This window comes from Nocardia sp. CY15 (genome assembly GCF_009829295.1).
GTDB classification, from domain to species: Bacteria; Actinomycetota; Actinomycetes; order Mycobacteriales; family Mycobacteriaceae; genus Nocardia; species Nocardia sputi.
This window is the reverse complement of the sequence record NZ_VUOT01000023.1, coordinates 85,745-111,040: the sequence shown is the minus strand read 5'-3', so window position 1 is coordinate 111,040 and position 25,296 is coordinate 85,745. Positions and strand designations below refer to the sequence as shown.

General features: G+C 69.2%; 26 protein-coding genes. 13 read left to right on the top strand and 13 right to left on the bottom strand.

Annotated elements, in window-relative coordinates:
• Positions 1–49 precede the first annotated feature (49 nt).
• From GVY39_RS23580 to GVY39_RS23550, 7 genes are all read left to right on the top strand, one after another.
• Positions 50–628 (top strand): FKBP-type peptidyl-prolyl cis-trans isomerase, encoded by a 579-nt coding sequence (locus tag GVY39_RS23580; RefSeq protein ID WP_159928006.1) that lies wholly within the window; start codon positions 50–52, stop codon positions 626–628.
• A gap of 264 nt (positions 629–892) precedes the next feature.
• The gene (gene tig / locus GVY39_RS23575) at positions 893–2,269 is read left to right on the top strand and encodes a trigger factor (RefSeq protein WP_159928008.1); all 1,377 of its coding nucleotides are present in this window, start codon (positions 893–895) and stop codon (positions 2,267–2,269) included.
• A 236-nt stretch (positions 2,270–2,505) separates the two neighbouring features.
• Positions 2,506–3,093, top strand: coding sequence for an ATP-dependent Clp protease proteolytic subunit (locus GVY39_RS23570; protein WP_159928019.1), 588 nt, complete (start codon positions 2,506–2,508; stop codon positions 3,091–3,093).
• Between the two features lie 70 nt (positions 3,094–3,163).
• Entirely contained in the window at positions 3,164–3,832 is a 669-nt protein-coding gene (locus GVY39_RS23565; RefSeq protein WP_159928028.1) for an ATP-dependent Clp protease proteolytic subunit, read from the top strand.
• A gap of 465 nt (positions 3,833–4,297) precedes the next feature.
• A complete protein-coding gene (gene clpX / locus GVY39_RS23560) occupies positions 4,298–5,578 on the top strand; it encodes an ATP-dependent Clp protease ATP-binding subunit ClpX (protein WP_043721547.1) in 1,281 nt (426 codons plus the stop codon).
• Between the two features lie 151 nt (positions 5,579–5,729).
• Entirely contained in the window at positions 5,730–6,140 is a 411-nt protein-coding gene (locus GVY39_RS23555; protein WP_159928030.1) for an STAS domain-containing protein, read from the top strand.
• 28 nt (positions 6,141–6,168) lie between these two features.
• Entirely contained in the window at positions 6,169–6,429 is a 261-nt protein-coding gene (locus GVY39_RS23550; protein WP_159928032.1) for a 50S ribosomal protein L7/L12, read from the top strand.
• A gap of 120 nt (positions 6,430–6,549) precedes the next feature.
• Here the strand turns inward: GVY39_RS23550 and GVY39_RS23545 are convergent, their stop codons facing one another.
• From GVY39_RS23545 to GVY39_RS23525, 5 genes are all read right to left on the bottom strand, one after another.
• Positions 6,550–7,428: a hypothetical protein gene (locus GVY39_RS23545; RefSeq protein WP_236565619.1), complete on the bottom strand. Its 879-nt coding sequence runs from the start codon at positions 7,426–7,428 to the stop codon at positions 6,550–6,552.
• Positions 7,429–7,652: 224 nt separating this feature from the next.
• Positions 7,653–8,222, bottom strand: coding sequence for a carboxymuconolactone decarboxylase family protein (locus GVY39_RS23540; RefSeq protein WP_159928034.1), 570 nt, complete (start codon positions 8,220–8,222; stop codon positions 7,653–7,655).
• Positions 8,223–8,328: 106 nt separating this feature from the next.
• On the bottom strand, positions 8,329–8,706 hold the full coding sequence (locus tag GVY39_RS23535) for a nuclear transport factor 2 family protein (protein WP_159928036.1): 378 nt from the start codon (positions 8,704–8,706) through the stop codon (positions 8,329–8,331).
• A gap of 41 nt (positions 8,707–8,747) precedes the next feature.
• The gene (locus tag GVY39_RS23530; RefSeq protein WP_201295315.1) at positions 8,748–9,542 is read right to left on the bottom strand and encodes an AraC family transcriptional regulator; all 795 of its coding nucleotides are present in this window, start codon (positions 9,540–9,542) and stop codon (positions 8,748–8,750) included.
• Between the two features lie 200 nt (positions 9,543–9,742).
• Positions 9,743–10,372, bottom strand: coding sequence for a dihydrofolate reductase family protein (locus tag GVY39_RS23525; protein WP_159928038.1), 630 nt, complete (start codon positions 10,370–10,372; stop codon positions 9,743–9,745).
• A 195-nt stretch (positions 10,373–10,567) separates the two neighbouring features.
• Between GVY39_RS23525 and mihF the strand changes: the two genes are divergently transcribed.
• Positions 10,568–10,882 (top strand): integration host factor, actinobacterial type, encoded by a 315-nt coding sequence (gene mihF, locus GVY39_RS23520; protein ID WP_040865486.1) that lies wholly within the window; start codon positions 10,568–10,570, stop codon positions 10,880–10,882.
• Positions 10,883–10,972: 90 nt separating this feature from the next.
• Here mihF and GVY39_RS23515 read toward each other — a convergent pair whose 3' ends face one another.
• The 4 genes from GVY39_RS23515 to GVY39_RS23500 all read right to left on the bottom strand — a co-directional run bounded on the left by GVY39_RS23515 (position 10,973) and on the right by GVY39_RS23500 (position 16,003).
• Positions 10,973–11,512, bottom strand: a complete 540-nt coding sequence (locus GVY39_RS23515; protein ID WP_159928040.1) for a hypothetical protein — start codon at positions 11,510–11,512, stop codon at positions 10,973–10,975.
• 80 nt (positions 11,513–11,592) lie between these two features.
• Positions 11,593–12,432, bottom strand: a complete 840-nt coding sequence (gene fdhD / locus GVY39_RS23510) for a formate dehydrogenase accessory sulfurtransferase FdhD (RefSeq protein WP_159928042.1) — start codon at positions 12,430–12,432, stop codon at positions 11,593–11,595.
• Positions 12,429–14,780, bottom strand: coding sequence for an FdhF/YdeP family oxidoreductase (locus GVY39_RS23505; RefSeq protein WP_159928044.1), 2,352 nt, complete (start codon positions 14,778–14,780; stop codon positions 12,429–12,431). Before GVY39_RS23505 ends, fdhD begins: the two co-directional genes overlap by 4 nt.
• A 62-nt stretch (positions 14,781–14,842) precedes the next feature.
• Positions 14,843–16,003: an FHA domain-containing protein gene (locus tag GVY39_RS23500; protein ID WP_159928046.1), complete on the bottom strand. Its 1,161-nt coding sequence runs from the start codon at positions 16,001–16,003 to the stop codon at positions 14,843–14,845.
• Positions 16,004–16,448: 445 nt separating this feature from the next.
• On the opposite strand from GVY39_RS23500, the gene GVY39_RS23495 reads away from it, so the two are divergent.
• Together GVY39_RS23495 and GVY39_RS23490 are read left to right on the top strand one after the other, a co-directional pair.
• Positions 16,449–17,120, top strand: a complete 672-nt coding sequence (locus GVY39_RS23495) for a TetR/AcrR family transcriptional regulator (protein ID WP_159928048.1) — start codon at positions 16,449–16,451, stop codon at positions 17,118–17,120.
• 43 nt (positions 17,121–17,163) lie between these two features.
• Positions 17,164–17,712 (top strand): GNAT family N-acetyltransferase, encoded by a 549-nt coding sequence (locus GVY39_RS23490; RefSeq protein WP_236565620.1) that lies wholly within the window; start codon positions 17,164–17,166, stop codon positions 17,710–17,712.
• On the opposite strand, the gene GVY39_RS23485 is transcribed toward GVY39_RS23490, so the two are convergent.
• Together GVY39_RS23485 and GVY39_RS23480 are read right to left on the bottom strand one after the other, a co-directional pair.
• Complete coding sequence (locus GVY39_RS23485; protein WP_159928050.1) at positions 17,705–19,246, bottom strand: glycerol-3-phosphate dehydrogenase/oxidase; 1,542 nt, start codon at positions 19,244–19,246, stop codon at positions 17,705–17,707. The two genes, GVY39_RS23490 and GVY39_RS23485, sit on opposite strands and share 8 nt — an antisense overlap.
• A gap of 43 nt (positions 19,247–19,289) precedes the next feature.
• The gene (locus GVY39_RS23480; RefSeq protein ID WP_159928052.1) at positions 19,290–19,928 is read right to left on the bottom strand and encodes a TetR/AcrR family transcriptional regulator; all 639 of its coding nucleotides are present in this window, start codon (positions 19,926–19,928) and stop codon (positions 19,290–19,292) included.
• A gap of 175 nt (positions 19,929–20,103) precedes the next feature.
• Between GVY39_RS23480 and GVY39_RS23475 the strand changes: the two genes are divergently transcribed.
• The gene (locus GVY39_RS23475; RefSeq protein ID WP_159928189.1) at positions 20,104–21,681 is read left to right on the top strand and encodes an FAD-binding oxidoreductase; all 1,578 of its coding nucleotides are present in this window, start codon (positions 20,104–20,106) and stop codon (positions 21,679–21,681) included.
• The gene (locus GVY39_RS23470; protein WP_159928054.1) at positions 21,678–22,628 is read left to right on the top strand and encodes a YegS/Rv2252/BmrU family lipid kinase; all 951 of its coding nucleotides are present in this window, start codon (positions 21,678–21,680) and stop codon (positions 22,626–22,628) included. Before GVY39_RS23475 ends, GVY39_RS23470 begins: the two co-directional genes overlap by 4 nt.
• 21 nt (positions 22,629–22,649) lie before the next feature.
• Here the strand turns inward: GVY39_RS23470 and GVY39_RS23465 are convergent, their stop codons facing one another.
• Together GVY39_RS23465 and GVY39_RS23460 are read right to left on the bottom strand one after the other, a co-directional pair.
• Positions 22,650–23,318: an ATP-binding protein gene (locus tag GVY39_RS23465; protein WP_236565621.1), complete on the bottom strand. Its 669-nt coding sequence runs from the start codon at positions 23,316–23,318 to the stop codon at positions 22,650–22,652.
• 156 nt (positions 23,319–23,474) lie between these two features.
• Positions 23,475–24,068 (bottom strand): helix-turn-helix domain-containing protein, encoded by a 594-nt coding sequence (locus GVY39_RS23460; protein WP_159928056.1) that lies wholly within the window; start codon positions 24,066–24,068, stop codon positions 23,475–23,477.
• Between the two features lie 91 nt (positions 24,069–24,159).
• Between GVY39_RS23460 and GVY39_RS23455 the strand changes: the two genes are divergently transcribed.
• Complete coding sequence (locus tag GVY39_RS23455; RefSeq protein WP_159928058.1) at positions 24,160–25,086, top strand: NAD(P)/FAD-dependent oxidoreductase; 927 nt, start codon at positions 24,160–24,162, stop codon at positions 25,084–25,086.
• Positions 25,087–25,296: the final 210 nt, after the last annotated feature.

Here is a 25,296-nt window from a genome sequence, read left to right as displayed (position 1 = left end):
CGGGAAGCCTGTCCCACCCCGCGGCCGCTCGTGGTCTAGGGTCCGCGGCATGCACATTCTCGGAAGGATCATCGGGATCGGCGCCCTCGCCGCGACGACCATCGCGCTGGCGGCTTGCGGCTCGGACGACGAGCCGTCCGCCACGACCGTCTCCGCGCCGAACACCACGGCGGCGGGGCCTTCCGTCGCGCAGCGCCCGGCCACGCAGAGCAAAGGCCGGGAGTGCACCGCCGAGGACATCCGCGTCACCGGCGACTTCGGTGCGGCGCCGGACATCGCCATTCCGGACGACTGCGACCCGCCGCGGCAGTTGATCGTCAAGGATCTGATCGAGGGCAGCGGGCCCGGCGCCGAACCGGGGCAGCCGCTGACCATGAACTACGCGCTGGTGACCTGGTCGGACAAGAAGACGCTGGACAGCTCCTTCAACCGCGGCAAGCCGTTCCAGCTCTCCCTCGGCGCCGGCGATGTCATCGACGGCTGGGACCAGGGACTCGTCGGCGTCCGGGAGGGCTCGCGCCGACTGTTGATCGTGCCGCCGGAGCTGGGCTACGGCGCGGGCGGGCGTGGCATCGCGCCGTACGAGACGCTGGTCTTCGTCACCGACGCGGTGTCGGTGGGGAAGTAGCCAGGCCGCTCATGGCCCGCGGCAGGCACCGCCGGGTGCAGGCCCGCTCGGCCGGTCAACTAACCTGGTCGGGATGCGTGGCGTACGCCGCACCCCTCGTCGTCCCGGCCGAGGCCGGGACTCCGGATCGCCGACCAGCGCCGGTGGGGGAGTGCGGCTGCCAGCGTAGGGCCGCCTCGCCTGCCGTTCCGGCTTTCGGAGGGCGGGCTCTGGCACCGCAAACCGAACGTCAACCAGTACGAACAACGAACAAGGAGCATGTCCGTGAAGAGCACCGTCGAGCAGCTGAGCCCGACCCGGGTCCGGATCAATGTCGAGGTGCCCTTCGAGGAGTTGAAGCCGGATTTCGACCGCGCGTACAAGGCGCTGGCCAAGCAGGTCCGTATCCCCGGCTTCCGTCCCGGCAAGGCGCCCGCGAAGCTGCTCGAGGCTCGCCTCGGCCGTGGCGCGATCCTGGAGCAGGTCGTCAACGACGCGCTGCCGGGCCGCTACAGCGAGGCCGTCACCACCTCCGAGGTGAAGGTCATCGGCCAGCCCGACATCGAGATCACCAAGATCGAGGACGGCCAGGAACTCGCCTTCACCGCCGAGGTCGACGTGCGGCCGGAGATCACGCTGCCGGACTACGAGAGCATCGCGGTCACCGTCGACGCGTTCACCGTCGGCGACGAGGACATCGAGGAGCAGCTGCAGTCGCTGCGCCAGCGCTTCGGCACCCTGACGGGCGTCGAGCGTCCCGTGCGCGACGGCGACTTCGTCTCCATCGATCTCTCCGCGACCGTGGACGGCGAGGAGGTGGCCGAGGCCGCCACCACCGGCCTGTCCCACGAGGTCGGCTCCGGTCAGCTCATCGAGGGCCTGGACGAGGCGCTGGCCGGGTTGTCCGCCGGTGAGTCGAAGGAGTTCACCTCCAAGCTGGTCGCGGGCGAGCACGCGGGCAAGGACGCGGTCATCACCGTGACGGTGCAGTCGGTCAAGGAGCGTGAGCTGCCCGAGGCCGACGACGAGTTCGCCCAGTTGGCCAGCGAATTCGACACGCTGGAGGAGCTGAAGGCCGATCTGCGCAGCCGCGTCGAGCGGGTCAAGAAGGTGCAGCAGGCCGGGGAGATCCGGGACAAGGTGCTGGAGACCCTGCTCGAGCAGGTCGAGGTGCCGCTGCCCGAGGCCGTGGTGAAGGCCGAGATCGACGCCGTCACCCACGACGCGGTGCACGGCTTCGACCACGACGAGGCCAAGTTCGCCGAGGCGCTCGCGGCGCAGGGCAGCACCCGCGAGGAGTTCGACGCCGACACCAAGGAGGCCGCTGAGAAGTCGGTGAAGACCCAGCTGCTGCTGGACGCCATCGCCGAGGCGGAGGGCACCCAGGTCGGTCAGGAGGAGCTCACCGAGCGGATCCTGTTCCAGGCGCAGCGCTACGGCATGGCGCCGGAGCAGTTCATCCAGCAGGTGCAGCAGGCGGGCCAGCTCGGCGCGGTGTTCGCCGACGTGCGCCGCGGCAAGGCGCTGGCGGGCGTGGTCGGCAAGGTGACCGTCACCGATTCCGCGGGCAACCCGGTGGACACCACCGAAATGTTCGGCACTCCCGCCGATTCCGCGGACGAGGACAAGGCCGAGGAGACGGCTGCGGCGGACGCCGAATAATTTCATGGAATGTCGGTGCGGTCGACGCCCGAGAGGTGCGCTGATTGCGCTGTGAGCGAAGAAAGGGCGGTACCGGGAGTTCGGTGCCGCCCTGCTTCGTTAATGTTTGTGACGGCAAGTTGGATACGCCCTGTCCGATCGGGCGCGGCGGGTCCAACCAGTGATGGCTATGGGGCAACCCACAACGAGCCGGCGAGAGAAGGCAGGTATCCGTGACAATCAACCAGGCAGGGGTCATGACAACCGCGACTGCTGGTCTCAACCTCAGTGATTCGGTGTACGAGCGCCTGCTGCGTGAGCGCATCATCTTCCTCGGCACGCAGGTCGACGACGACATCGCCAACAAGCTGTGCGCGCAGATCCTGTTGCTGTCGGCGGAGGACCCCACCAGGGACATCTCGCTCTACATCAACTCGCCGGGCGGCTCGGTGACCGCGGGCATGGCCATCTACGACACGATGCAGTTCGCCGAGTGCGACATCGCCACCTACGGAATGGGCCTGGCCGCGTCCATGGGGCAGTTCCTGCTCACCGCGGGCACCAAGGGCAAGCGCTACGCGCTGCCGCACGCGCGCATCATGATGCACCAGCCGTCCGCGGGCATCGGCGGCTCGGCGGCCGACATCGCGATCATGGCCGAGCAGTTCGCGCACACCAAGCGCGAGCTGAACGAGCTGCAGGCGATGCACACCGGCAAGTCGGTCGAGCAGGTCACCGCCGACGCCGACCGCGACCGCTGGTTCACCGCGACCGAAGCCCTGGAATACGGCTTCATCGACCACGTGATCAGCCACGCGAATCAGGCCAACGGCGCCAAGAAGTAACGCACCGGATCACCCACAGGCCCCCGGACACCTCGAACGTCCGGCCGCCGCACCGACTTTGGAGACTCAGATGGCCAATTCGATCGACCCGCGCGCCGGCCTGTCCGGCATCGCACCGCAGAGCCCGCAGGCGCGCTATATCCTGCCGTCGTTCATCGAGCACTCGAGCTTCGGCGTCAAGGAGTCCAACCCCTACAACAAGCTGTTCGAGGAGCGCATCATCTTCCTCGGCGTGCAGGTGGACGACGCCTCGGCGAACGACATCATGGCGCAGCTGCTGGTGCTGGAGTCGCTGGACCCCGACCGCGACATCACCATGTACATCAACTCGCCGGGCGGCTCGTTCACCTCGTTGATGGCCATCTACGACACCATGCAGTACGTGCGCGCCGACGTCGCCACGGTCTGCCTGGGCCAGGCCGCCTCGGCCGCCGCCGTGCTGCTGGCCGCGGGCACCCCGGGCAAGCGCGCCTGCCTGCCCAACGCCCGCGTGCTGATCCACCAGCCCTCGCTGGAGGGTGGCATCCAGGGGCAGGTGTCGGACCTGGAGATCCAGGCCGCCGAGATCGAGCGCATGCGCCGCCTGATGGAGACCACGCTCGCGCGGCACACCGGCAAGGACGCCGATACCATCCGCAAGGACACCGACCGTGACAAGATCCTGACGGCCGAGGAGGCCAGGGAGTACGGGATCATCGACACGGTGTTCGACTACCGCAAGCTGAGCGCGCAGAAGTAATCAGGCGCCGATCGTCGCTTCCGGCGGAGCCGGGACGACGGGGGTGAATCGCCGATCCCGGTGGCGGTTCGCTCGGAAATCGCTCTACAAAAGGGAATTTCCGGCCGGGAAGTATGCCAATCGGCGTGCCGCCCGGCCGGGACCGCATACGCGCCGCCGCGGATGAGAATCTGTTCGAATCCCGGCGCGGCGCGATAGGTGGCCGGAGGTCTCGGTTGCCGATCCGACGGGCGGATCGCCTGTCGGTGTCGTGACAACTCGCACAACCCGCGCGAGAAACATGCGCGAGTTGTCGACCTCCATCCCGAACACCGGGTACGGTCAACCTAGGGACCTTTGCTCCCGGTTGACAGCACTGCCCCACCGGCCACGGATCAGCCGATGCGTTTGCGGCTGCGAAAGTGGTGGACAGCTGGCAACCTGGACGGACGGTTGCACGCGGACAAGGAAGTAGGGACCCACGAGATGGCGCGCATCGGAGATGGCGGCGATCTGCTGAAGTGCTCTTTCTGCGGAAAGAGCCAGAAGCAGGTCAAGAAGCTCATTGCGGGACCAGGGGTGTACATCTGCGACGAGTGCATCGATCTCTGCAACGAGATCATCGAGGAGGAACTCGCCGAGTCCAGCGAGGTCAAGCTCGATGAGCTGCCGAAGCCGGCCGAGATCCGCGACTTCCTGGAGAACTACGTCATCGGACAGGACACCGCCAAGCGCACTCTCGCGGTGGCCGTCTACAACCATTACAAGCGCATCCAGGCCGGTGACAAGGGCCGGGACAGCCGCGGCGAGACCGTCGAGCTGGCCAAGTCCAACATCCTGATGCTGGGTCCCACCGGCTGCGGCAAGACGTATCTGGCCCAGACGTTGGCGAAGATGCTGAACGTGCCGTTCGCCATCGCCGACGCTACCGCGCTCACCGAGGCCGGATATGTCGGCGAGGACGTCGAGAACATCCTGCTGAAGCTGATCCAGGCCGCGGACTACGACGTCAAGCGCGCCGAGACCGGCATCATCTACATCGATGAGGTCGACAAGATCGCTCGCAAGAGCGAGAACCCCTCGATCACCCGCGACGTGTCCGGTGAGGGCGTGCAGCAGGCGCTGCTGAAGATCCTGGAGGGCACCCAGGCGAGCGTGCCGCCGCAGGGCGGGCGCAAGCACCCGCACCAGGAGTTCATCCAGATCGACACCACCAACGTGCTGTTCATCGTGGCGGGCGCCTTCGCCGGCCTGGAAAAGATCATCTCCGACCGCACCGGCCATCGCGGCATCGGTTTCGGCGCCGAGGTGCGTTCCAAGGCCGAGATCGACACCACCGACCACTTCGCGGACGTCATGCCGGAGGATCTGATCAAGTTCGGCTTGATCCCCGAGTTCATCGGTCGTCTGCCCGTGGTCGCCTCGGTGACCAACCTGGACAAGGAATCGCTGGTCAAGATCCTGTCCGAGCCGAAGAACGCGCTGGTCAAGCAGTACGTCCGGTTGTTCGAGATGGACGGGGTCGACCTCGAGTTCACCGACGACGCGCTGGAGGCCGTCGCCGACCAGGCGATCCTGCGCGGCACCGGCGCGCGTGGCCTGCGGGCGATCATGGAGGAAGTCCTCCAGCCCGCGATGTACGACATCCCCAGCCGCGACGACGTCGCGAAGGTGGTCGTCAACGCGGACACCGTCAACGACAACGTGCTGCCCACCATCGTGCCGCGCAAGCCGCAGCGGCCGGAGCGCCGGGAGAAGTCGGCGTAATCCGGGTGTGGCGGCTTACCCGCGGGGGTACACCTTCGTGAGGGTTGAGCAAACAGCCTAGTTCCGGCGGCTGCGTCTTCTGGAGCGCTACATCACCCGCGAGCACTCCCTCTCGCGAGAACGCTGCGGGCGCGACTGGACCGAGGTCCTCATGTCGGCAGGCTTGGCCAACCCCACGTACGTCCTCAACGCTGCTCGCAATGCCGATCACCCCGCCGAGCGGCTCAAGATTTCCGTCACCGCCCCGAGCGAGCTGGTCACCCTCTGCGCGCTCGCGGGCGAGGTCGACCATTACACCGTCGAAGTTTTCCGCCGCAGGCTGATCGGCTCGCTGGGCACAGCGGCGCCCCTGGTGGTCGTCGATCTGTCCAAAGTCAGGTTCTTCGGCGTCGCCGGACTACAAGTCCTGATCGACGCGCGGTCCATGCTGGAGGAGACCGGCCGCAGGTTGCGTCTGGTCACCGGCCAGCCGTGCGTGGACCGGCTGCTGCAGCTGGCTGGTGACCGTGCGCGGTTCGAGGTCATGGCGAGTCTGGCCGACGCCGTGCTCGTCGCCGCCTGAAGCGGGTGTCCGTCGTTACGATCGGTTCATGTTTGCCAACCGGCGCCTGGAGCGCAAGGTCGACGCGTTGCACGTCAAGCTCGATCTGATCATGGCCCATCTGGGCATCGAGGCGCCGGTCGCGCCGCGGCCTGCGGTGCGGTCGGTCCCGCGGGGCGAGGGCATGGCGGAGATCGACGCATTACTGGCGCAGGGCAAGAAGATTCACGCGATCAAGCGGTACCGCGAGCTCACCGGCTGCGGGTTGAAAGAGGCCAAAGACGCGGTCGAACGGCGGTACCCGTACTGAGGACGCCGGAGTGGCAGGCCAGGGGCGGGGTTCGGCTCGCTGACCGCATCCGCGCCGGTTCGGGCAGGGGGTCGGCGTACGGCTCCGTGCTGACTTCCGTTGCGCCGCCGCGCAGTAGGACTAGCCGTGCGCGCTGTGCACCAGCGGGGCGTGCAGACCCGTCCGGGGGTCGGCGTCCGTGCCGCTCATGTCCGCAAGGGCACGTTCCGGCAAGGGCTCGTGCCCGATCGGGTCGGGCAGGTTACGCACCTGTTCGGTGGCGTAGCTGATCGCGCGACCGTAGCGCGCGCTCGCGGCGTCGTGGATGAGCAGCGCGACGCCGATCATCACCGGAGCAACCCCGTGCACGGCGGCGTCGAACCACCGCCCCTCGCTCACGTACGGGTAGGTGTTCAAGGCGACAGTGAGGGCCAGCAAGGCGATCTCGGCCGCGGCCACCTGGCTGCGGTTGTCCAGCACGCCCCACTCGGTGACCTTGTTCGTGCCGATCATGATGATGATCAGCGACACGCTGATCATCGCCTCGAGCAGGTAGCTGAACCAGTACAGCGGGTCGGTCGGCCCGCCCGGCGCGATGTTGTGCTGGACGTTGACCGCCGACCACAGCATCCCCGCCGCGACGACGCCCGCCAGCGCGCCGAGCGACCAGGAACGGTGCCGGTACAGCGACGCCAGCCGGGCGTGCGGGCTGGAGGCTCGGCGCTGCGCCGCAATGGCTTTGCGCGCCAGCAACAGGTCCCTGATCTCGGCTTTCTCGATGGCCTCCGAGGTGTGCCGCGCCCGGTCGGATGCCGCGGAGGACGCTTCGGCATGCTTCCAGCGCTGGTCGCGGTTCTGGGTCCGGATCCGTTCGGCCAGTTCGCGTTCGGCGAGCAGTTCCTCTTCCGACAGTGCGCCGGTCAGCGCCGGGTCGAACTGGTAGGCGAGACGGCCGCGGGCCTTCTCGACCCGCCTCGCCAGCCGTTCGATGTCGTCGTCCGGGGTCTGTTCGTCGAGCATGCGGCTCCAAAACGGTCGGGCGGAGGGGAACTCGAGAAATCGAAGACGCCGGCACGGCTACCGTGCGGGGAAATTCGCAGCGGTAGCTCGCTGACCGGGGCACGGCCAGGCGACGTCGACACCCCTTATTCTTAGTGCATTCCAGGCCGCAGCGACAGTCCGGAGTGGATGCGGCGCCGAAGTGCCAGGTCGGCGGAGACCTTTTCCCAGCGCCGCAGCCCCTTTCACGCCCAGGGCACACGGCAGGAATCGGTGCTGAAACCCTGTGCGGTGATCCCGAGCGCGGAATTGAACCGGGCGCGCGAGTTTTCCAGCGCGATGTGATAGCCGAGCTCCACCACACCGGCCCGGCCGAAGCGCCGCTCGAGGTCGGCGACCTGCTCGTCGGTGACCGCGGTTGGCGTGGCGGTCATCGCGTCGGCGTAGGCGATGGCGGCGCGCTCGTCGTCGGAGTACAGCGGCGAGGTCGCGTAGTCGGCGATGTGTTCGAGCCGGGCGATGTCCAGCTCGCCCAGGCGCATGAGCATGGCGCCGAAGTCGACGCACCACGAACAGCCGATCGTCCACGCCGTGCGATAGACGGCGATCTCGCGGATAACGGCGGGCAGGACGGTGCTGGCCCGGTCCACCATGGTCTCGTGCACCGCGTTGGCGGTAAGCAGCTTCGGATGGTTGGCGGTGACGGCGAAGGGCTCCGGCACTTCGCGGAAGCGGCGCTTGGCCAGCCGGTACAGCAGTTTGGTCACCGGCCCCGCCTGCTGCGGGGTGACGGCGGCGATCCGAGTGGCGCCCATGTCGATCTCCTTCGATCAGCGGATGTGGTTCCTACTTCTCGGACGAGAGACCGGGCCGGAATGTGATGGGGCGACGGTGTGAGCCGGCACACGGCCGCCGGGCGGGTCACTCGGGGTCGACCCGCATGTCCTCCTGGCTCCAGTAGGCGCGCATTCCGGTGATCCGGCCTTCCTCGTCGAACTCCATCACGTCGATCGGCGACAGGACGAAGCGCTGCCCACCGACCTTGGTGACGATGGTGAACGCGAACGCGGCCTGGTTGCCCGCGACCCTGACATCCTCGGGCCGCAGCTCGGTCTCCCGGTCCAGGGCGGCGATCACCTCGTAGAACTCGCGGATGGCGTCGTGGCCGCGCTTGGGCGGGGTGCCGACCGGGTCCTCCACGACCGCGTCGGGCGTGTACAGATCGACGATGTCCTCGGTCGGGCCCGAGCCGACCAGCTTGACGTACTGCTCGACCACATCGCGGATCTGCTTGGCCATCGAGTCTCCTCTTGCAGTGAAACGTGTTCTAGTTTTGTAGCCTAGCAAGTTCGCGAGTCCGATTCGATCCCTTGCGCCGCGTCCAGCACGACAATCCGCACGCCGGTGGCCAACAGCGCGGTGGCCGACAACCCGAACAGTGTGCGGAAGGCGTCGCTGAAATGGGACGGACTGGCGAATCCTGCCTCGGCCGACGCGACCGTGAGATTCGCGCCTTCGGCGATCGCGCGGCCGACGCCGAGCATCCTGGCCCAGAGCCGATACCGCCGGAACGAGGTTCCTGCCTGCGCCGCGAACAAGCGCAGGAAGCGTGACTCGGACAGGTGCGCCGCCGCGGCGAACCGCCCTGCGGTGAATTCGCGCGCGGGATTGGCGAGCAGCGCCGCCATCGCCTCCGTCACGCGACCGTCCAACACCGGGACCGGCGCGGCGCCGACGAGGTCGGCCAGTTCGTGCGGATCGGGACACGGGCCGCTCGCGGCGGTCGTCAGCGCGCTCTCCGCTCGGTGACCGAGTCCGAAACCGCTGTCCCATAGGAGCATTCGGTCGTGACATGCCCGGGCGCTGCGCGAGCCCGGATCCAGATAGCAGAACATCATGTGATCGCCGCCCGCGACCACGCGATGTACCCGGCGTGGCGGGATCAGCGCGCTGCGTGCGGTACGCGCTATGCCGTCGGCCTCCAGCGTGAGCGTGGCGTCCACCCCGACGGCAAGGCAGTCGACCGCGGTGGAATGCGCCGCCAAGTGCAGCGACGGTCCGCGATAGATCGCCTGCCCGGGCCACAGCCACAATGCTGCGGGCGAGGGCGTCCCCGGCGGAATGCTCGGCCCCATGCCGTCATGCTGTCACGGGCCACGCTGCCACGGGCCGTGGATCCGACTGTGTGATGTTGTGGTCGGCGCGGTGACGGCGCCGCTCGGTGTGGGCCGATCGCGCCGGATGTGGGGGATCGTCGTTGATCCCCCTGGTTCGCCGTTGAACCATGAACCGCGCTGAGTGTTCGCTGAATTTGTCGGGAACGGGGCACCCCGTGTTACTGCGCAGCGATGGCCTCCTCGGAATAATCGCCGTAACGCGGCGCACCGGCGTTGCGGTAGGTGCCGATGACGATGCCGCTGCCGGTCACCCGCGATTCCGTGAGCTCGAGCCCGGTCGGCTGCACATCGGTGCTGAACAGGCGCTTACCGGTGCCGAGAAGTACCGGGAAGGTGAGCAGGTGAAGGGTGTCGATCAGGCCGTGGGCCAACAAGGTGCGGGCCAGGTTGCCGCTGCCGTGCGTCTGGAGTTCGCGGCCGGGCCGCTGCTTCAGCGCGGTCACTTCGGCGACGAGTTCGCCACGCAGTAGCTCGGTGCCCGGCCATGCGGCGCGCTCCAGGGTTCGGCTGGCGACGTGCTTGGGCAGGGCGTTGAGCTTGGTGGCCACCGGGTTGTCCGGATCGGTGATCTTCGGCCAGTAACCGGCGAAGATCTCGTAGGTACGCCGTCCGAGCAAGAACGCGTCCGCGCGATCGAAAACCGCGTCGATGAACGCGCCGAAATCCGCGTCGCCGAACGGCACCGACCAGCCTCCATGGGTGAATCCGCCGCTGGTGTCCTCCTGCGGGCCGCCGGGTGCTTGGCACACGCCGTCCAGGGTGACGAACTGGGTGAGGGACAGCTCCATGACGTGGTGTTCCTTTCGTCCTTTTCGCCCGTCGGGCGTCGGCCGTTCACCGATTCCGACGGCGTGGACCGGGGAAATTCATCGCTATTTCCGCTGCTCGTGCCCCGGTGTGTCGAGCTTGCGCTGCCGGTGCCGTGCTGTTTACTCGGTCCGGTCAACCAGAGGTTCGAGTGACGAGTGGAAAGCGGAGGAGACATGGCACTGCCTACCATGACCGCAGAGCAGCGCACCGAGGCATTGGCCAAGGCGGCTGCGGTCCGCAAGGCACGCTCCGAACTGATCGGCAAGGTGAAGGAAGGCAAGGTCTCGGTCGCGGACCTGCTGAAGAAGGCCGACTCCGACGAGCTGGTCAAGAAGACCAAGGTGGCCGCGGTGATCAAGGCCCTGCCCGGTGTCGGCCCGGTGAAGGCCGCGAAGCTGATGGACCAGGCGGAGATCCCCGAGGACCGCCGCATCGGCGGTCTCGGCGCACGTCAGCGCGCGGCGCTGCTCGAAGCGCTGAAGGACTGACCCGGGGAACTCGGCGTTATCCGCGGACGCACCGGATCACGCCCGTGGTGATCGCCCACGGGCGTCCCGGACTCGCCGACCGGGCCTCGATCATCGAGACGTGCGTGGACGGCGGCGCGGGAAACGCAGCGTGATCGGCTGCGGTTCCGACAGGGGCAGCTCGCCACGCGGCGGAACGAAGACACAGACGACTCCGCCGACCACGAGCAGGAACGCCGCGACGAGGCTGGCCGTGAAACTGGCCGCGCCCAGCTCGGCGGGCTTGTGGGAGACGTGGTACAGGAAATGGGGGATACCGAAGGTCAGCCAGCCGATGCCCGCGATCCGGGCCGCCGTGGTGCCGTCGACGACCAGCGCGGCGATCGTCACCGCGGTCAGCGCGAGGAAGAAGGACCCGACGTCGGCCGCGAGATGGTGGTTGTACGGGCCGTCGGCCGCCACCCAGCGTGCGCCGAATCCCGGGAAGCTGGTGTACCAGGAGTGCGGCGCCAGCGTGGCCCACAGACCGACGACGGCGCCTTGCACCGCCAAAACGGCCAGTACGATCCGGGTGAGCAGCAGGCGGCGGTACTGCTCGAACCGCATCCGCACCCGCAGGCCCCCGGAGTTTCCCTCCACCGAGATCCGCATCGGCCGCTCCGTTCTCACCGAATCCGTTTCGGCTCTGTGCAGCCACGGTAAGACGGGTGTCCGGCCGGAGCAATAGTGAGTCAGGCCAACAACGAGTCCGTGCCCGGATCGGTGCCGATCCGCTCGGGGGCGCTGTAGACGTTCATGGTGTCGCCGCGGAGGAAGCCGACCAGGCTGAGTCCGGCCTCGGCGGCGAGGTCGACCGCGAGGGAGCTGGGCGCGGAGACCGCGCCGAGCATCGGGATGCCGGCCATGACGGCTTTCTGCACCAGTTCGAACGAGGCGCGCCCACTGACGATGAGCACCAGATCGTGAGCGGGGACCCGGGTTTCGCGCAGCGCCCAGCCGATCACCTTGTCCACCGCGTTGTGCCTGCCGATGTCCTCGCGCACCGCCAGCGCTGAGCCTTCGGCGGTGAACAACCCCGCGGCATGCAAGCCGCCGGTGGCGTCGAACACCGATTGGCGGTCGCGCAGCATGCCGGGCATGGCGGCCAGCACACGGGAATCCACCACGAGGCCGCCGGCGGGCAGGGGGAATCGCGTGCGGGTGCGTACCTCCTCGAGGGCACTCTTGCCGCACAGGCCGCAGGCGCCGGTGGTGAGGAAATTCCGCTTCGTCACCGGGACGGGTGCGCGCAGGGTGACGTCGAGGACGTTGTAGGTGTTGCGACCCTGGTCGTCGGTGCCCGCGCAGTAGCGGGCCGCCACGATGTCCTCGGCGGAGCCGATCATGCCTTCGCTCAACAGGAATCCGTGCACGAGGTCGACGTCGTTGCCGGGGGTGCGCATGGTGACCGTCAGAGATTGCCCGCCGATGCGGATTTCCAGCGGTTCCTCGACGGCGAGGGTGTCCGGACGACGGATCTCCCCGGTGGGCGAGATCCGCAGCATCCGGCGGCGGGCGGTGACGCGACTCATGCTGTCTCCTTGTCTGCATGAGCGGGGCCCTGACTCCCGCCCTGACCGCTCACGCCGGTGCTCGCTTCGAATCGGATGGTGACCGCTTTGGAGACGGGTGTGTTGGACCGTTTCGCGACGTGGTCCAGTGGTACCAGAGGATTCGTTTCGGGGTAGTAGGCGGCGGCGTTGCCGCGTGGGGTGGGATAGGAGACCAGGCGGAAGCCTTCGACGCGGCGTTCGGTGCCGTCGGTCCACTCGGAGACGATGTCGACCAGGTCGCCGTCGGTGAAGCCGAACGCGGTGATGTCGTCGGGGTGGACCAGGACGACTTTGCGGCCGTGGTGGATGCCGCGGTAGCGGTCGTCGAGGCCGTAGATGGTGGTGTTGTACTGGTCGTGGCTGCGCAGCGTTTGCAGGATCAGCCTGCCCTCGGGGACCGGCAGCCAGGTCAGTTCGTTGACCGCGAAGTTGGCCTTGCCGGTGGCGGTACGGAATTCGCGGGCGTCGCGCGGCGGGTGGGGTAACTGGAAGCCGTTGCGCTGCCGAACTTTACGGTTGTAGTCGGTGCAGCCGGGTACGACGCGGGAGATGGCGTCGCGGATGGCGTCGTAGTCGCGGGCGAAACGCGCCCACCCCACCGCGTGATCGGCGCCGAAGAGTTCCGCGGCGAGTTCGCAGACGATGGCGACTTCGCTGCGCAGGTGTTCGCTGACGGGCTTCAGCCGACCGGTGGACAGGTGCACCATCGACATCGAGTCCTCCACCGAGACTTGATGTTTGGTGCCGTCCGGGGCGAGGTCGATGTCGGTGCGCCCGAGGGTGGGCAGGATGAGCGCGGTGCGGCCGTGCACGACGTGGCTGCGGTTGAGTTTGGTGGAGACCTGCACGGTGAGCGCGCAGCCGCGCAGCGCTGCCTCGGTCACGGCGGTGTCGGGGGTGGCGGAGACGAAGTTGCCGCCCATGCCGAAGAAGACTTTCGCGTGCCCGTCACGCATGGCGCGGATGGCCGCGACGGTGTCGAGGCCGTGCTCGCGCGGGCTGGTGATGCCGAACTCGCGATCGAGAGCGCCGAGGAAGGTCTCGGGCATCTTCTCCCAGATGCCCATGGTGCGGTCACCCTGGACGTTGGAGTGGCCCCGCACCGGGCACACACCCGCGCCCGGTTTCCCGATCATGCCGCGCAACAGCAGCAGGTTGGTGGCCTCCTCGATGGTGGCCACGGCATGGGCCTGCTGGGTCAGGCCCATCGCCCAGCACAGGATGATGTTGCGCGAGCGTGCGAACAGCTCGGCGGTGTGCTCGAGTTCGGCCGCGCTCAGGCCGGTCGCTTCTTCCACAGTGGCGAGATCGACGGCACGCGCGTGCTTTTCGTAGTCGGCATAGCCCGCGCAGTGGGCGTCGACGAACGCGCGGTCGACCACCGTGCCGGGCGCGCGGTCCTCGGCTTCCAGTAGCAGGCGGCCCAGCGCCTGGAACAGGGCCAGGTCACCGCCGAGGCGGATCTGCAGGAAGTCGTCGGCGATCGGCACACCGGTGGTGATCCCTTTCACCGTCTGCGGATCGCGGAAGCCGAGCAGCCCGGTCTCCGGCAGCGGGTTCACCGCGACGATCCGGGCGCCCTTCGCTTTGGCTGCGGCGAGCGCGCTGAGCATCCGCGGATGGTTGGTGCCCGGGTTCTGTCCCGCGACGACGATCAAGTCGGCCTTTTCGAAGTCATCGATGGAGATCGAGCCCTTGCCTATCCCGATCGAGCTCGACAGCGCCGTACCAGAGGACTCGTGACACATGTTGGAGCAGTCCGGCAGATTGTTGGTGCCGTAACTGCGTACCAGCAGCTGATAGAGAAACGCGGTCTCGTTGCTGGTGCGGCCTGAGGTGTAGAACACCGCCTCGTCGGGCGAGTCCAAGCCGCGCAGTGTATGTGCGATCAACCGGTAGGCCTCCTCCCAGGTGATGGGGGAGTAATGGGTGTCGCCGGGCCGCAGCACCATCGGGTGAGTCAGCCTGCCCTGCTGCCCGAGCCAGTAGCCGGACTTCTCGCTCAGCTCGGCGATCGAGTGCGCGGCGAAGAACTCCGGCGTGACCGTGCGCAGCGTGGCTTCCTCGGCGACGGCCTTCGCGCCGTTCTCGCAGAACTCCGCGGGCCTGCGATGACCGGTCGGCTCCGGCCAGGCGCAGCCGGGGCAGTCGAAGCCGTGCACCTGATTGACCCGCGCCAGGGTGCGGGCGGTGCGCACGACACCCATCTCCTCGACCGAGCGTTTCAGCGCCACCGCCACGGCGGTGACACCCGCGGCCTGCTCCTTCGGCGGGGTCACACTCAGCTCGGACTCATCGATGTCGCGGCTCGGTCCGTTTCGGTGCATGCCGCCATTGTCCCCTTCCCGTCGTCCGGACCGGGCGCGGACCGGCAGGCTCACGCCGCTGTTCAGGAACGGCGGCGAGCGCCCGCGGTGTCGGCCGCGCCGCCGGTGCGCTGATCCTGGCCGCGGTAGGTGAGGACGCGCTCGCTGACGCGGACGCGCCAGCCCGGAAGGAGTTCGGTCGGGGACGTGTTGATCCGGGTCCACTGGTCGGCGCCGGGAGCCGCGATGAAGGTGCCGGACGTGGCGGCGGCGTCCCGGACGTACACCTTGCCGCCGTCGACCGACACGTAGGCGTGAACGCGGGAGACGTGGCGATCGCGCTGGATGACGAGCGGTGCGGCGGTGGCGGCGCGCACCGATTCGTCCACCTGGGGACCGCGACCGATGACGTAGGCGCGATTCAACGGGTAAGCCGCGCCGTCTTCGGTCACCAGTGCGCCGATGCTGTCTCCTGCGGGGGCCGCCGGGCGAGGAACACCTGTTCCGCTGGTCTCGGGCGTTTTCCGCAGGGCTACCGCTTCATGCGCGGGATGCACTTGGGACCAAGCGAGCGGACGATCCGCGACTGGCCGTGGCGGACGCGGTTTGGCAAGGGGACGCACCGATTCGGTCGGCTGCGGGGCGGGCGCGACGGCTTCGGACGCGCCGGTCGGTTCGGGCATCGCGGTGAAACCCGCCGCGGCCGTCGGCTCGGGCTCGGGCCGCGAAGCGGGCTCGGCGGTGCGCGGCTCGACCGTTTTCCCGGCGCGCCGCACCGCCGCGTGCAAGACGAAGCCGCCACCGGGCACCACGCCCGCGCGCAGGTCCGTGCGTGGCAGCGCGGTCGGCGGCGCACCGGTGCCCGCCCCGATCGTGATGCGGCGCACCGGTTCGCGCACGATTTCGTCCACCCAGGTGAACGCACGTCCGCCGTCGAGGCGGCGGGTGCCCTCCGCGCCTTGGATCTCCGCGGTCACCGGTCCGCGCAACAGGATCAGCATGCCGTCGTCGGTCGGCGCGACCACGCCGAACGGCGGCGGTTGGACCGTGCTGCCGAAGATCACCGCGGCCAAGCGCTGAGCGAGCGCGGCGCCGGGGTGGTCCCCTTCGGCGACGGCTTCGATGGTGCCGAGTACGCGGTCGGTGGAGGCGGTTTCGGCACCGAGGTAGGCGACGACCGCCCCGAAGCGGGCGACCAGTCCGTCGCCCGGTGCGACACCCACGGTGGACGGTTTTCTGCGCACCCGCGCCCTCCTTCCCGGCGCACTACCGGCATACCGAAGCCAGCATAGAGCGTCGGCGGGACCGAACCGGGGTGTCGAGACATCGCGAGTGAAATGCGCCGAACGCTCCGTTGTGCCCCTCGGCCGCCGAATCTCGCGCTGCGGCGCGGGTTCTCGCGAGCGTGCCCGCCTGTCTTCGCAATGGCTGTGAGCTGCGCGTTGTGGCCTTTTCCGCAGCAGACGGTGGCCATGTGTGAAATTTATGTCTGTGCTGTGGATCACATGAAGTGTCGACGTGACCCGTGTGGCGGATGCGCGACCGCGACAGGCCGTTGCGCCCGTCCTCCCGCCGCATGCCGGGTCCGATGCCCCTCCTGAGCTCATCGCCGAGTGTGCGGACGAAGTCCGCGGGCGCGGACCTGCGCCGTTCGTCCGAACAGCGTTCGTACCTGGTTATGCTCGGCGCATGAGCGCAGCAGCCGTCAGCCGCCGGTCCCGCCCCGCCAAAGTTCCGCTGAGTCGTGAGGTGATCGTCGAGACCGGCCTGCGCGTGTTGGACCGGGATGGAGCGGCGGCGCTGACCATGCGCCGCGTGGCGCAGGAGTTGGATACCGGCGCCGCTTCGCTTTACGTGTACGTCGCCAATCGCGACGATCTGATGGCCGCCATGCTCGATCATGTCCTCGGCGCTGTCCCCGCGCCCGCCGGGGCGGATTGGCGCGAGCGGCTGACCGCGCTCGTCGATGGCATGGTCACGGCGATGAGCAGGCACGAAGGACTGGCGCTCGTCGCGCTGGGGGTGATCCCGAGCAGCCCGAACGCGCTGCGGCTGGTGGAACTGATGCTCGGATCGCTCACCGAGGCGGGGCTGGACGCCCGGACCGCGTCGTGGGCGGTGGACCTGCTCTTCCTGCACATCACCGCATCGGCGGCCGAACAGAGCGTGCACGATACCGGTGGCGGGACCGAGCAGGAGTACCTCGCCGCGATCGAGCGGCGCTTCGCCGAGTTGCCCGCCGACCGCTATCCGACCGTCGTGGCCATGCGGGACGCTCTGCTGGCAGGCGACGGCGACGCGCGCGCGGCCTGGGCTGTTCAGGTACTGCTGAACGGCATTCTCGCCACGCGGGCGAAGTGATATTCACTGGCTCACGCCACCCACGCCGATTCACAATGGGCGGGTGATCCGCCCCGCGACGACGCACGACCTACCCGCGCTCCAAGATATCGAACGCGCGGCGGGCAAGCCGTTCGCGGAGATCGGGATGACGGCGGTGGCCGACGACGAACCTCCTTCGGTGGCCACTCTGCGAGAGTTCCAGCAGGCCGGGCGCGCCTGGGTATGGATTGACGACGACGTGCCGATCGGCTACCTGATCGTGGGGATCGTCGACGGGAACGCCCATATCGAGCAGGTCTCCGTGCACCCCGACTACGCCGGACGCCGGATCGGCAAGCGCTTGCTCGACCGAGGCGCGCGCTGGGCCGCTGCCGCGGGGTTGCCCGCGATGACATTGACCACCTTCACCGAGGTCGCCTGGAACGGTCCGTACTACGAGCGGCTCGGCTTCCGGTACCTGTCGGCGGAGGAGCAGACGCCGGGACTGACCGCGCTGCGTGCGGCCGAACACGCGCACGGCCTCGACCGCTGGCCGCGCGCGTGCATGCGCGCCGAGCTGTCCGAATGGTCGATGGACTCCAGCCGCGAAAGGCGGTGCGCCGCTAGGTGAGGGCCAGTTCGGCGGCCGCAGACGCGGCGGCCCGGTCTTCGGCGACCAGGCCGATGCGCGTGCGCCGGTCCAGTAGATCATCGGCGTCGAGCGCGCACTCGTGGGACACCGCGAACACGAATTCCGCCCGCGACACGTCGATTCCGGGCGCCACCGGTTCGGCGAGCGCCGGATCGCGGCGCGCCGCGGCCAGCACCGTCGCCGCTTCGCTGCCGTAACGCTCGATCAGCACGGGCGGGGCGTCGATGCGGTCGCGCGCCGCGCCGGAGACCGCACCCACCAAGGGGAGCCGCCGGGTCCGGCACGGTCCCGCCCCGAGACCGCCCTGCGCGACCGCGGCGTCGATCACGTCCTCGGCCATCCGCCGGTAGGTGGTGAGCTTGCCTCCTACGATCGTGATGATCCCGTTCGGTGAACGCAGCACCGCGTGCTTGCGGGAGATGTCGGCCGTGCTGTCGTCGGCGGTCTGCAGCAGCGGGCGCAGTCCGGCGTAGGAGCCACGGACATCGTCGCGGGTCAACGGCTCACGCAGAGCTGGGTTGAGGGTGTCGAGCAGGAAGTCGATCTCGCCGTCGGTGGGCTTCGGCTCGTCGGGAACCGGGCCCGGCGCGTCTTCGTCGGTCAATCCCAGGTACACCCGGCCGTGTGCGGCGGGGAAGGCGAAGACGAAGCGACCGATGCTGCCGGGCACCGGCACGGTCAGTGCGGCGGTGAGGCCGCCGAAGGACGCCGCGGAGAACACCAGGTGGGTGCCGCGGCTCGGGCGCAGCTGGATACTCGGATCCAGCTGGTCGGCCCAGACGCCGGTGGCGTTCACCACGGTGCGCGGCCGCACCGTGAGTGTCTCGCCGGTGCGCGTGTCGCGCAGGATCGCCGAATTCCCGCTCGCCTCGAGTGCTTCGACGCGGGTCAGCACCCGAGCACCGTGGGCCGCCGCGGTGCGCGCCAGCGCGACGACCAGGCGCGCGTCGTCGACCAGCTGTCCGTCCCATGCCTGCAGGCCGCCGCGCAGGTCCGCGCGCCGCACGGTCGGTGCGAGGCGCACGGCTTCCGCGGCGGCGACGTGCCGGGACCGGGGCAGGATCGCCGCCGGTGTGCCCGCGCCGCGCCGCAGCAGGTCACCGGCCAGGAAACCGGCGCGCACGAGCGCCGCTCGGGTTGTGCCTATTCCGGGCAGCAGCGGCACCAGCTGGGGCAGCGGGCGCACCAGATGCGGCGCGGTGGTGCGCATCAGGATGCCGCGTTCCACCGCGCTCTCATGCGCGATGCCGATCCGTCCGCCGGCCAGATAGCGCAGGCCGCCGTGCACCAGCTTGGAACTCCAGCGGCTGGTGCCGAAGGCCAGATCGTGGCGTTCCACCAGCACGGTGCGCAGTCCACGGGCGGCGGCGTCCAGCGCCGCGCCCGCGCCGGTGACGCCGCCGCCGATCACCAGGACATCGATCTCGGCGCCGTCGCCGAGCCGGGACAGATCCGCGGCGCGGCGCGCGGCGTTCAACGCGGAGTCGCCCGCGGGCATCGAGTGCTCGGTCATCGCTATGCCTTTCGAGTCGGGCGGGAGGCGTACGAGCCCGTGGTCATCGCGGGTTCCTTCGATCGGAGTCCGCGGCCGCTTCGCGGGTGTTGTCGTCGAGGTACCCGTCGATGGCGTGACGGAGTTCGGTGTCGAGGTGCTCGCCCGCCAGCAGCGGCGCGACGGTGCCCGCCGACTGCACCGCGGACTGCGCGATCAGCAGCAGCATCGTGGCCATCCGCTCCGGGTCGCCGCCGCGTATGGAGCCGTCCTGCTGGCCTTCCCGTATACCGGCCGCGAACAGCTCGATCAGAGCGCGCTGGTTGCGCCCGAGCCTGCCGAAGACGTAGGTGAGCATCAGATCGGTGTCGGTGCGAAAAATCTTGCCGAACAGAGGATTCGCCCGAACGGTCGCCGCGCCCGTGACCATGCCCTCGACCAGCCTGGTGCGCGCGCTGCCCGCGGACGGCATGGCCGCCGCCACGATGCCGCGCAGCTCGCGGACCAGCAGCTCGGCCACCAGCGCGCCGGTATCCGGCCAGCGCCGGTAGACGGTCGGCCTGCTGACGCCCGCACGCCGTGCCACCTCGGTGAGCGTGGTGCGGCGCACGCCGAATTCCTGAACGCAGGCACGGGCCGCGTCGAGGATCGCCAGGTCGGTCGCCGAGAGCGGGTTCTCGGCGGAGGTGTCGGGAGCGGTCAACGGTTCACCACCGGTGGGTCGAGCGGTCGACGGGTCGCCGACCTGGAAGAACGAGCCGAACTTTCGTTACTGCTTGACAGTATATGTCAAACTGTAACGTATGGTGAGAACGCAGCAGCACACCGGCGGTGATCCGGCTCTCGCGGCAAAGGCCGGCTCGGGCGGGTCGCCGAGTATGGTCTGGGATGCTTGGGGTGTCCCGGCTGGACACCAGCCCCTTTCGGAGCGGATCCGTGGTCTGCTGTCGCAGGTGTTCGGGGTGTCGGGCAACCCGGTGGCGCGCCGCGATGAGGGCGACGTGCCACTGCGCGAATCGGCGTTGACGCCCGCGCTGCGAGCCGGGTTGATCGAGGTGGTCGGCTCCGCGAACGTGTCGGCCGACCACCGCGATCGGCTGCGGCACGCCGGGGGAAAGAGCACACCCGATCTGCTGCGCAGGCGGGCCGAGGGCCCGCAGGACGCGCCGGATGCCGTCGTCTTCCCCGCCGATCACGAGCAGGTCCTCGCCGTGCTCGCCTACTGCGCGGCGCACGCCGTCGCGGTGGTGCCCTTCGGCGGCGGCACCAGCGTGGTCGGCGGGGTCGACCCCGTGCGCGGTCGCTTCGGCGCCGTGATCGCGCTGGACCTGCGCAGGCTCGACGGCGTCACCGAGATCGATCCGATCAGTGGCACCGCCACGCTGGGCGCGGGCCTGACCGGTCCGCGGGCGGAGGAACTGCTCGGTGCGCACGGGCTCTCGCTCGGTCACTTCCCGCAGAGTTTCGAGTTCGCCACGATCGGCGGCTTCGCGGCGACGCGCTCGTCCGGCCAGGCGTCGGCGGGTTACGGCCGCTTCGACGACATGGTGCAGCGGCTGAAGATCGCCACGCCCACCGGCACGCTCGAACTCGGTCGCGCACCCGCCTCCGCCGCCGGGCCGGATCTACGCGAGTTGTTCGTCGGCTCGGAGGGGACGCTCGGTGTGATCACCGAGGTCACCCTGCGAGTGCACCCGGTTCCGGAAACCGTCGCTTACCAGGCGTGGTCGTTTCCCGACTTCCGGACCGGCGCCGCCGCATTGCGTTCGGTAGTGCAGGCGGGCGCGGCGCCGACCGTGCTCCGGCTCTCCGACGAGGCGGAGACCGGGATCAACCTCGCCCGCTCCGGCGATATCGGCGGCAACCCGGTAACCGGGTGCCTGGCCGTCACCACCTTCGAGGGCAGCGCGGCGCACGTCGCCGCCCGCAGTGCCGAAGCGAGTGCGCTGCTGGCCGCGGCGGGCGGCACGGCCCTGGGCGAGACACCGGCGCGGGAATGGGAGCACGGCCGTTTCGCCGCGCCGTACCTGCGTGACGCGCTCCTGGATGTCGGCGTGCTCTGCGAAACGCTGGAAACGGCCACCACCTGGTCGAACCTGAGTGCGCTGAAGGCCGAGGTGACCGCGGCGCTGACCGATTCGCTCGGCGGGCAGGGGACGCCGCCCCTGGTCATGTGCCACATCTCGCATACCTACCCGACTGGCGCGTCGCTGTATTTCACGGTCGTCGCCAAGCAGTTGGACGACCCGCTGGCCCAGTGGCAGGCCGCCAAGCGCGCGGCGGGCGACGCGATCGTCGCGGCGGGCAGCACCATCACCCATCACCACGCGGTGGGAACCGATCACCGTCCCTGGGTGCCGGACGAGGTGGGTGACCTCGGCGTGCGCGTCCTGCGCGCGGTGAAGGCAGAACTCGACCCGGCCGGCATCCTGAACCCCGGAAAGCTGCTGCCATGACCGAGTATTCGCCGGTGCGCAGAATCACCGTGGTGACCAACCCGCGGTCCGGGCACGGTAGAGGCGGCGACGCGGCGAGCGCCGCGATCGCCCGTTTCCGCGCGGGCGGGGCCGAGGTCACCGAGGTGTGCGCCCCTTCCGTCGCCGAAACGGTCCGGCAGGTGCGGGATTCCATCGCGGGCGTGGGCGGCGCGCCGCCGGACGCTGTGGTCTGCGTCGGCGGCGACGGCCTGATCAATGTGACCCTTCCGGCCGTCGCGGAGACCGGGGTCGCGCTCGGCATGATTCCCGCGGGCACCGGCAACGACCTGGCCAGGGAACTCGGGGTGCCGACCGACGATCCGCTCGCCGCCGCCGCTCTGGTGTTGCGCGGCCGGACCAGGACGATCGATCTCGGCCGGATCGATGCGCCGGGGCAGCCGATGTGGTTCGCCACGGTGATCGGCACCGGATTCGATGCGCGAGTCACCCTGCGCGCCAACGAGATGCGCTGGCCGAAAGGGAGACTGCGCTACACCGTCGCCGCGCTGGCCGAGATCTCCGGGCGCTTCACCGTGCCGTATCGGGTCGAGTTGGAGGGCGCGGTGACCGACGGGTTGACCAACCCGGGGGAGGGCGCCCTGCTGGAGACCGAGGCGGTCATGGTCGCGGTCGGTAACACCCGCACCTATGGCGGCGGCATGCTGATCTGCCCGGACGCGATCATGGACGACGGACTGCTCGACCTGACCGTGGTCGGCGCGTTGTCGCGCGTGGAGATGTTGCGCCTGCTGCCCGCGCTGTCGGCGGGTAAGCGCCGCGACCACCCGGAGGTCAAGCAGTTCCGCGCCGCGGCCGTCACGCTCACCGCCGCGGGCGCGCCCGCCACCGCCGACGGTGAACCGGCGGGCACCTTGCCGATCACCATTCGGGCGGTCCCCGGCGCGTTGACCGTCCTGGTGCCCTGACCACCCCGGCGGCAGCGCGAATCAGTCGAAACTCACGCACCGCAACCGGTCCACGGCCGCCCGGTCGACGATGACGACCGACCTCGACGCGCCGGTCGGCGACCGCTGCTCGGTCGCCACCGCTCGCATCAGTTGCCGCCAGCGCCGCACGTGCAGCCGGAAGCTCATGTGGTTGATCCGCCTGCCACGGCTGTGCTGGCCCGCGCGCGCGACCGCCGCGGGCACGTCGAGCATGAGCAGGTGCAGTTCACGATCCGCCGCCCAGCGCGCGATGAGGGCGCGGGCCCAGTGGAACGTGGCGCAATCGTGGATGACGACCGGACCGGTGGCAGAACGCAAGGCGGTGCGGATCGCCAGGAAATGCGCCGCGTGCACCAGCGGCCGCCACAGCAGGTAGGGCAGCCACCACAACCTGGGCCGCCAGCGATTGCGGGCCTGCATCGAGTCGAGCACCAGCACTCCGGTGGAGCTGCGCGACGGCGCGGTGGCGGCCGAATCGGCGCCGAAGAACTTCCGCAGCGCGGTGCTCTTGCCCGCACCGGGGACGCCCGCGACGATCAGCGCCGCCGCGGCCGGGTACCGGATCTCCTCGATCGCGCCACCGCGTAGGTCGTGCAGCGTATCCGGGAGCAGGATCGGAAGCCGGGGTTCCGGGGCGTAGGCCGGCACGGCGTCCAGCGGAGGGTTCACCTCTCCCAGCGTCCGCAAACGGCACGTGTTCGGCAACCGGGAAAACCCTGGTTTTTCGGGAAGATTCACCGCAGGAGGGACGCTCGGAGTGTTCACGCTCTCCAGAGTCCCGAGTTTTCGCGTTTTGGCAATATGGGACATTTCGAACATTTCGGATTATTCGCGTTTCCGGCCCGCCGACCTGGCGCGAAGATGCATACGTTCGCCCTGGGACCCGAAAAGGCTGAGGATTTCCACCGGGCCTCGGCCCGCGCTGCCGAACCAATGCGGCTGGCGGGTGTCGAATTCGGCCGCCTCGCCGGGGCCGAGCACCAGATCGTGCTCGCCGAGCACCAGTCGGAGCCGGCCGGACAGCACGTAGAGCCACTCGAAACCCTCGTGCACCTTGGGGTCGGGCTCGCCGCGATCAGGCGGAATGACGATCTTGAACGCCTGCAACGGGCCCGGTTGCCGGGTGAGTGGAACAATGGTGAGCCCGTTGATCTTCCGCGCCGTCGAGTGGACCCGGGGATCGGCGATCCGGGGCGCGGCCACCAGTTCGTCCAGCGGCACCTGGTGGGCCATCGCGATCGGCAGCAGTAGCTCCAGGCTGGCTTTTCGCTGTCCGGACTCCAGGCGTGAGAGCGTGCTCTTGGAGATCCCGGTGCTTTCCGCCAGCGCGGTAAGTGTGACGTTGCGGCGGGTGCGCAGCGCTTTGAGCCGCGGGCCGATGTCGGCCAGGGCCGCGGTGACAGCCGGTGGTGTGGACATGTCACCAGTGCACCGCATTTTCCCGGATTCGGCAACATTAGTTGCTGCATGGGCGAGGTCGACGGCACTGTGTCGGTGGAGGTGATCGCGAATGAGCGAGATATACGACGTGGTGGTCGTAGGTGGCGGCGCGGCGGGACTGTCCGGGGCGTTGGTCCTGGCCCGGGCGCGGCGACGGGTGGCGGTGATCAGAGGCGGTGCGCCGCGCAACGCGCCCGCCGAGCACATGCACGGGTTCCTGTCCCGGGACGGGATGCCACCGGCGGACCTGCTGGCCGGCGGAGCCGCCGAGGTCGCGAGCTACGGTGCGGAACTGATCGATGACGTCGTCGTCGACGCGGAGGGGACCGGGGGCTCGGCGTACATGCTGCGCCTGGGCGGCGGCGCGACTCTGCGGGCGCGCCGCGTGCTCGTCGCCACCGGGCTGCGCGACGAACTGCCGGACCTGCCGGGAGTGCGGGAGCGATGGGGTCGCGATGTGCTGCACTGCCCGTACTGCCACGGCTACGAGGTCCGTGACCAGCCGATCGGTGTGCTCGGCGGGCTGGAACCAGGAGCCCTGGCCCGCGCGGTGCACTTGGCCCTGCTGCTGCCGCAGTGGTCGCGGGACGTCATCTTCTTCCCGAACACGATGCCCCTGTCCGACGGTGACCGCGCCCACCTGGACGCGCGCCGGGTGCGGGTACTCGAAGGCCCGGTGGCCCGGTTGATCGTGGACGACCGGCTGCGCGGCGTGGAACTGGCCGATGGACGGGCGGTGCCGAGAACGGCGATGTTCGTCGCGCCGACCTTCCGCGCCAACGACGACGTGCTGGTCGCGTTGGGCTGCGCGTTCGACGACAACGGCTGGGTGGTCACCGACGCGACCGGGCGTACCAGCGCGGCGGGAGTCTGGGCCGCGGGCAATGTCGCCGATCCGGCTGCCCAGGTGATCTCCGCGGCGGGTGCGGGCTCGACCGCCGCGATGGCGATCAACGGTGACCTGGTGCTGGCCGACGCCACCGTACCCGCCCGATAAGGGGAATTCCCGAGGTGTGAAAATGCCGGAAGCTGAGAATTACTTATGGATTTCGCGCCGCGCCTCGGATCGCCGGTAAGCTTCTGACGTGGGCGGAGTGTTCGGTGTCCCTCATCCACCGAAGACTCCGCCTCTCTTTGTCCGCAGCACGGATTGTCTCCGGTGCGGGTCGTCTCCAGCGCGGAATTCGCTATCGCACGGTTTGTGCCG

What these genes read in the sequence shown, in the direction of transcription:
- GVY39_RS23580 (WP_159928006.1), top strand. Translation starts at nt 50, where the DNA reads ATGCACATTCTCGGAAGGATCATCGGGATCGGCGCCCTCGCCGCGACG.
- GVY39_RS23570 (WP_159928019.1), top strand. Translation starts at nt 2,506, where the DNA reads ATGACAACCGCGACTGCTGGTCTCAACCTCAGTGATTCGGTGTACGAG.
- GVY39_RS23565 (WP_159928028.1), top strand. Translation starts at nt 3,164, where the DNA reads ATGGCCAATTCGATCGACCCGCGCGCCGGCCTGTCCGGCATCGCACCG.
- clpX (WP_043721547.1), top strand. Translation starts at nt 4,298, where the DNA reads ATGGCGCGCATCGGAGATGGCGGCGATCTGCTGAAGTGCTCTTTCTGC.
- GVY39_RS23555 (WP_159928030.1), top strand. Translation starts at nt 5,730, where the DNA reads ATGTCGGCAGGCTTGGCCAACCCCACGTACGTCCTCAACGCTGCTCGC.
- GVY39_RS23550 (WP_159928032.1), top strand. Translation starts at nt 6,169, where the DNA reads ATGTTTGCCAACCGGCGCCTGGAGCGCAAGGTCGACGCGTTGCACGTC.
- GVY39_RS23545 (WP_236565619.1), bottom strand. Translation starts at nt 7,428, where the DNA reads ATGCTCGACGAACAGACCCCGGACGACGACATCGAACGGCTGGCGAGG.
- GVY39_RS23540 (WP_159928034.1), bottom strand. Translation starts at nt 8,222, where the DNA reads ATGGGCGCCACTCGGATCGCCGCCGTCACCCCGCAGCAGGCGGGGCCG.
- GVY39_RS23535 (WP_159928036.1), bottom strand. Translation starts at nt 8,706, where the DNA reads ATGGCCAAGCAGATCCGCGATGTGGTCGAGCAGTACGTCAAGCTGGTC.
- GVY39_RS23530 (WP_201295315.1), bottom strand. Translation starts at nt 9,542, where the DNA reads ATGGGGCCGAGCATTCCGCCGGGGACGCCCTCGCCCGCAGCATTGTGG.
- GVY39_RS23525 (WP_159928038.1), bottom strand. Translation starts at nt 10,372, where the DNA reads ATGGAGCTGTCCCTCACCCAGTTCGTCACCCTGGACGGCGTGTGCCAA.
- mihF (WP_040865486.1), top strand. Translation starts at nt 10,568, where the DNA reads ATGGCACTGCCTACCATGACCGCAGAGCAGCGCACCGAGGCATTGGCC.
- GVY39_RS23515 (WP_159928040.1), bottom strand. Translation starts at nt 11,512, where the DNA reads ATGCGGATCTCGGTGGAGGGAAACTCCGGGGGCCTGCGGGTGCGGATG.
- fdhD (WP_159928042.1), bottom strand. Translation starts at nt 12,432, where the DNA reads ATGAGTCGCGTCACCGCCCGCCGCCGGATGCTGCGGATCTCGCCCACC.
- GVY39_RS23505 (WP_159928044.1), bottom strand. Translation starts at nt 14,780, where the DNA reads ATGCACCGAAACGGACCGAGCCGCGACATCGATGAGTCCGAGCTGAGT.
- GVY39_RS23495 (WP_159928048.1), top strand. Translation starts at nt 16,449, where the DNA reads ATGAGCGCAGCAGCCGTCAGCCGCCGGTCCCGCCCCGCCAAAGTTCCG.
- GVY39_RS23485 (WP_159928050.1), bottom strand. Translation starts at nt 19,246, where the DNA reads ATGACCGAGCACTCGATGCCCGCGGGCGACTCCGCGTTGAACGCCGCG.
- GVY39_RS23475 (WP_159928189.1), top strand. Translation starts at nt 20,104, where the DNA reads ATGGTCTGGGATGCTTGGGGTGTCCCGGCTGGACACCAGCCCCTTTCG.
- GVY39_RS23470 (WP_159928054.1), top strand. Translation starts at nt 21,678, where the DNA reads ATGACCGAGTATTCGCCGGTGCGCAGAATCACCGTGGTGACCAACCCG.
- GVY39_RS23460 (WP_159928056.1), bottom strand. Translation starts at nt 24,068, where the DNA reads ATGTCCACACCACCGGCTGTCACCGCGGCCCTGGCCGACATCGGCCCG.
- GVY39_RS23455 (WP_159928058.1), top strand. Translation starts at nt 24,160, where the DNA reads ATGAGCGAGATATACGACGTGGTGGTCGTAGGTGGCGGCGCGGCGGGA.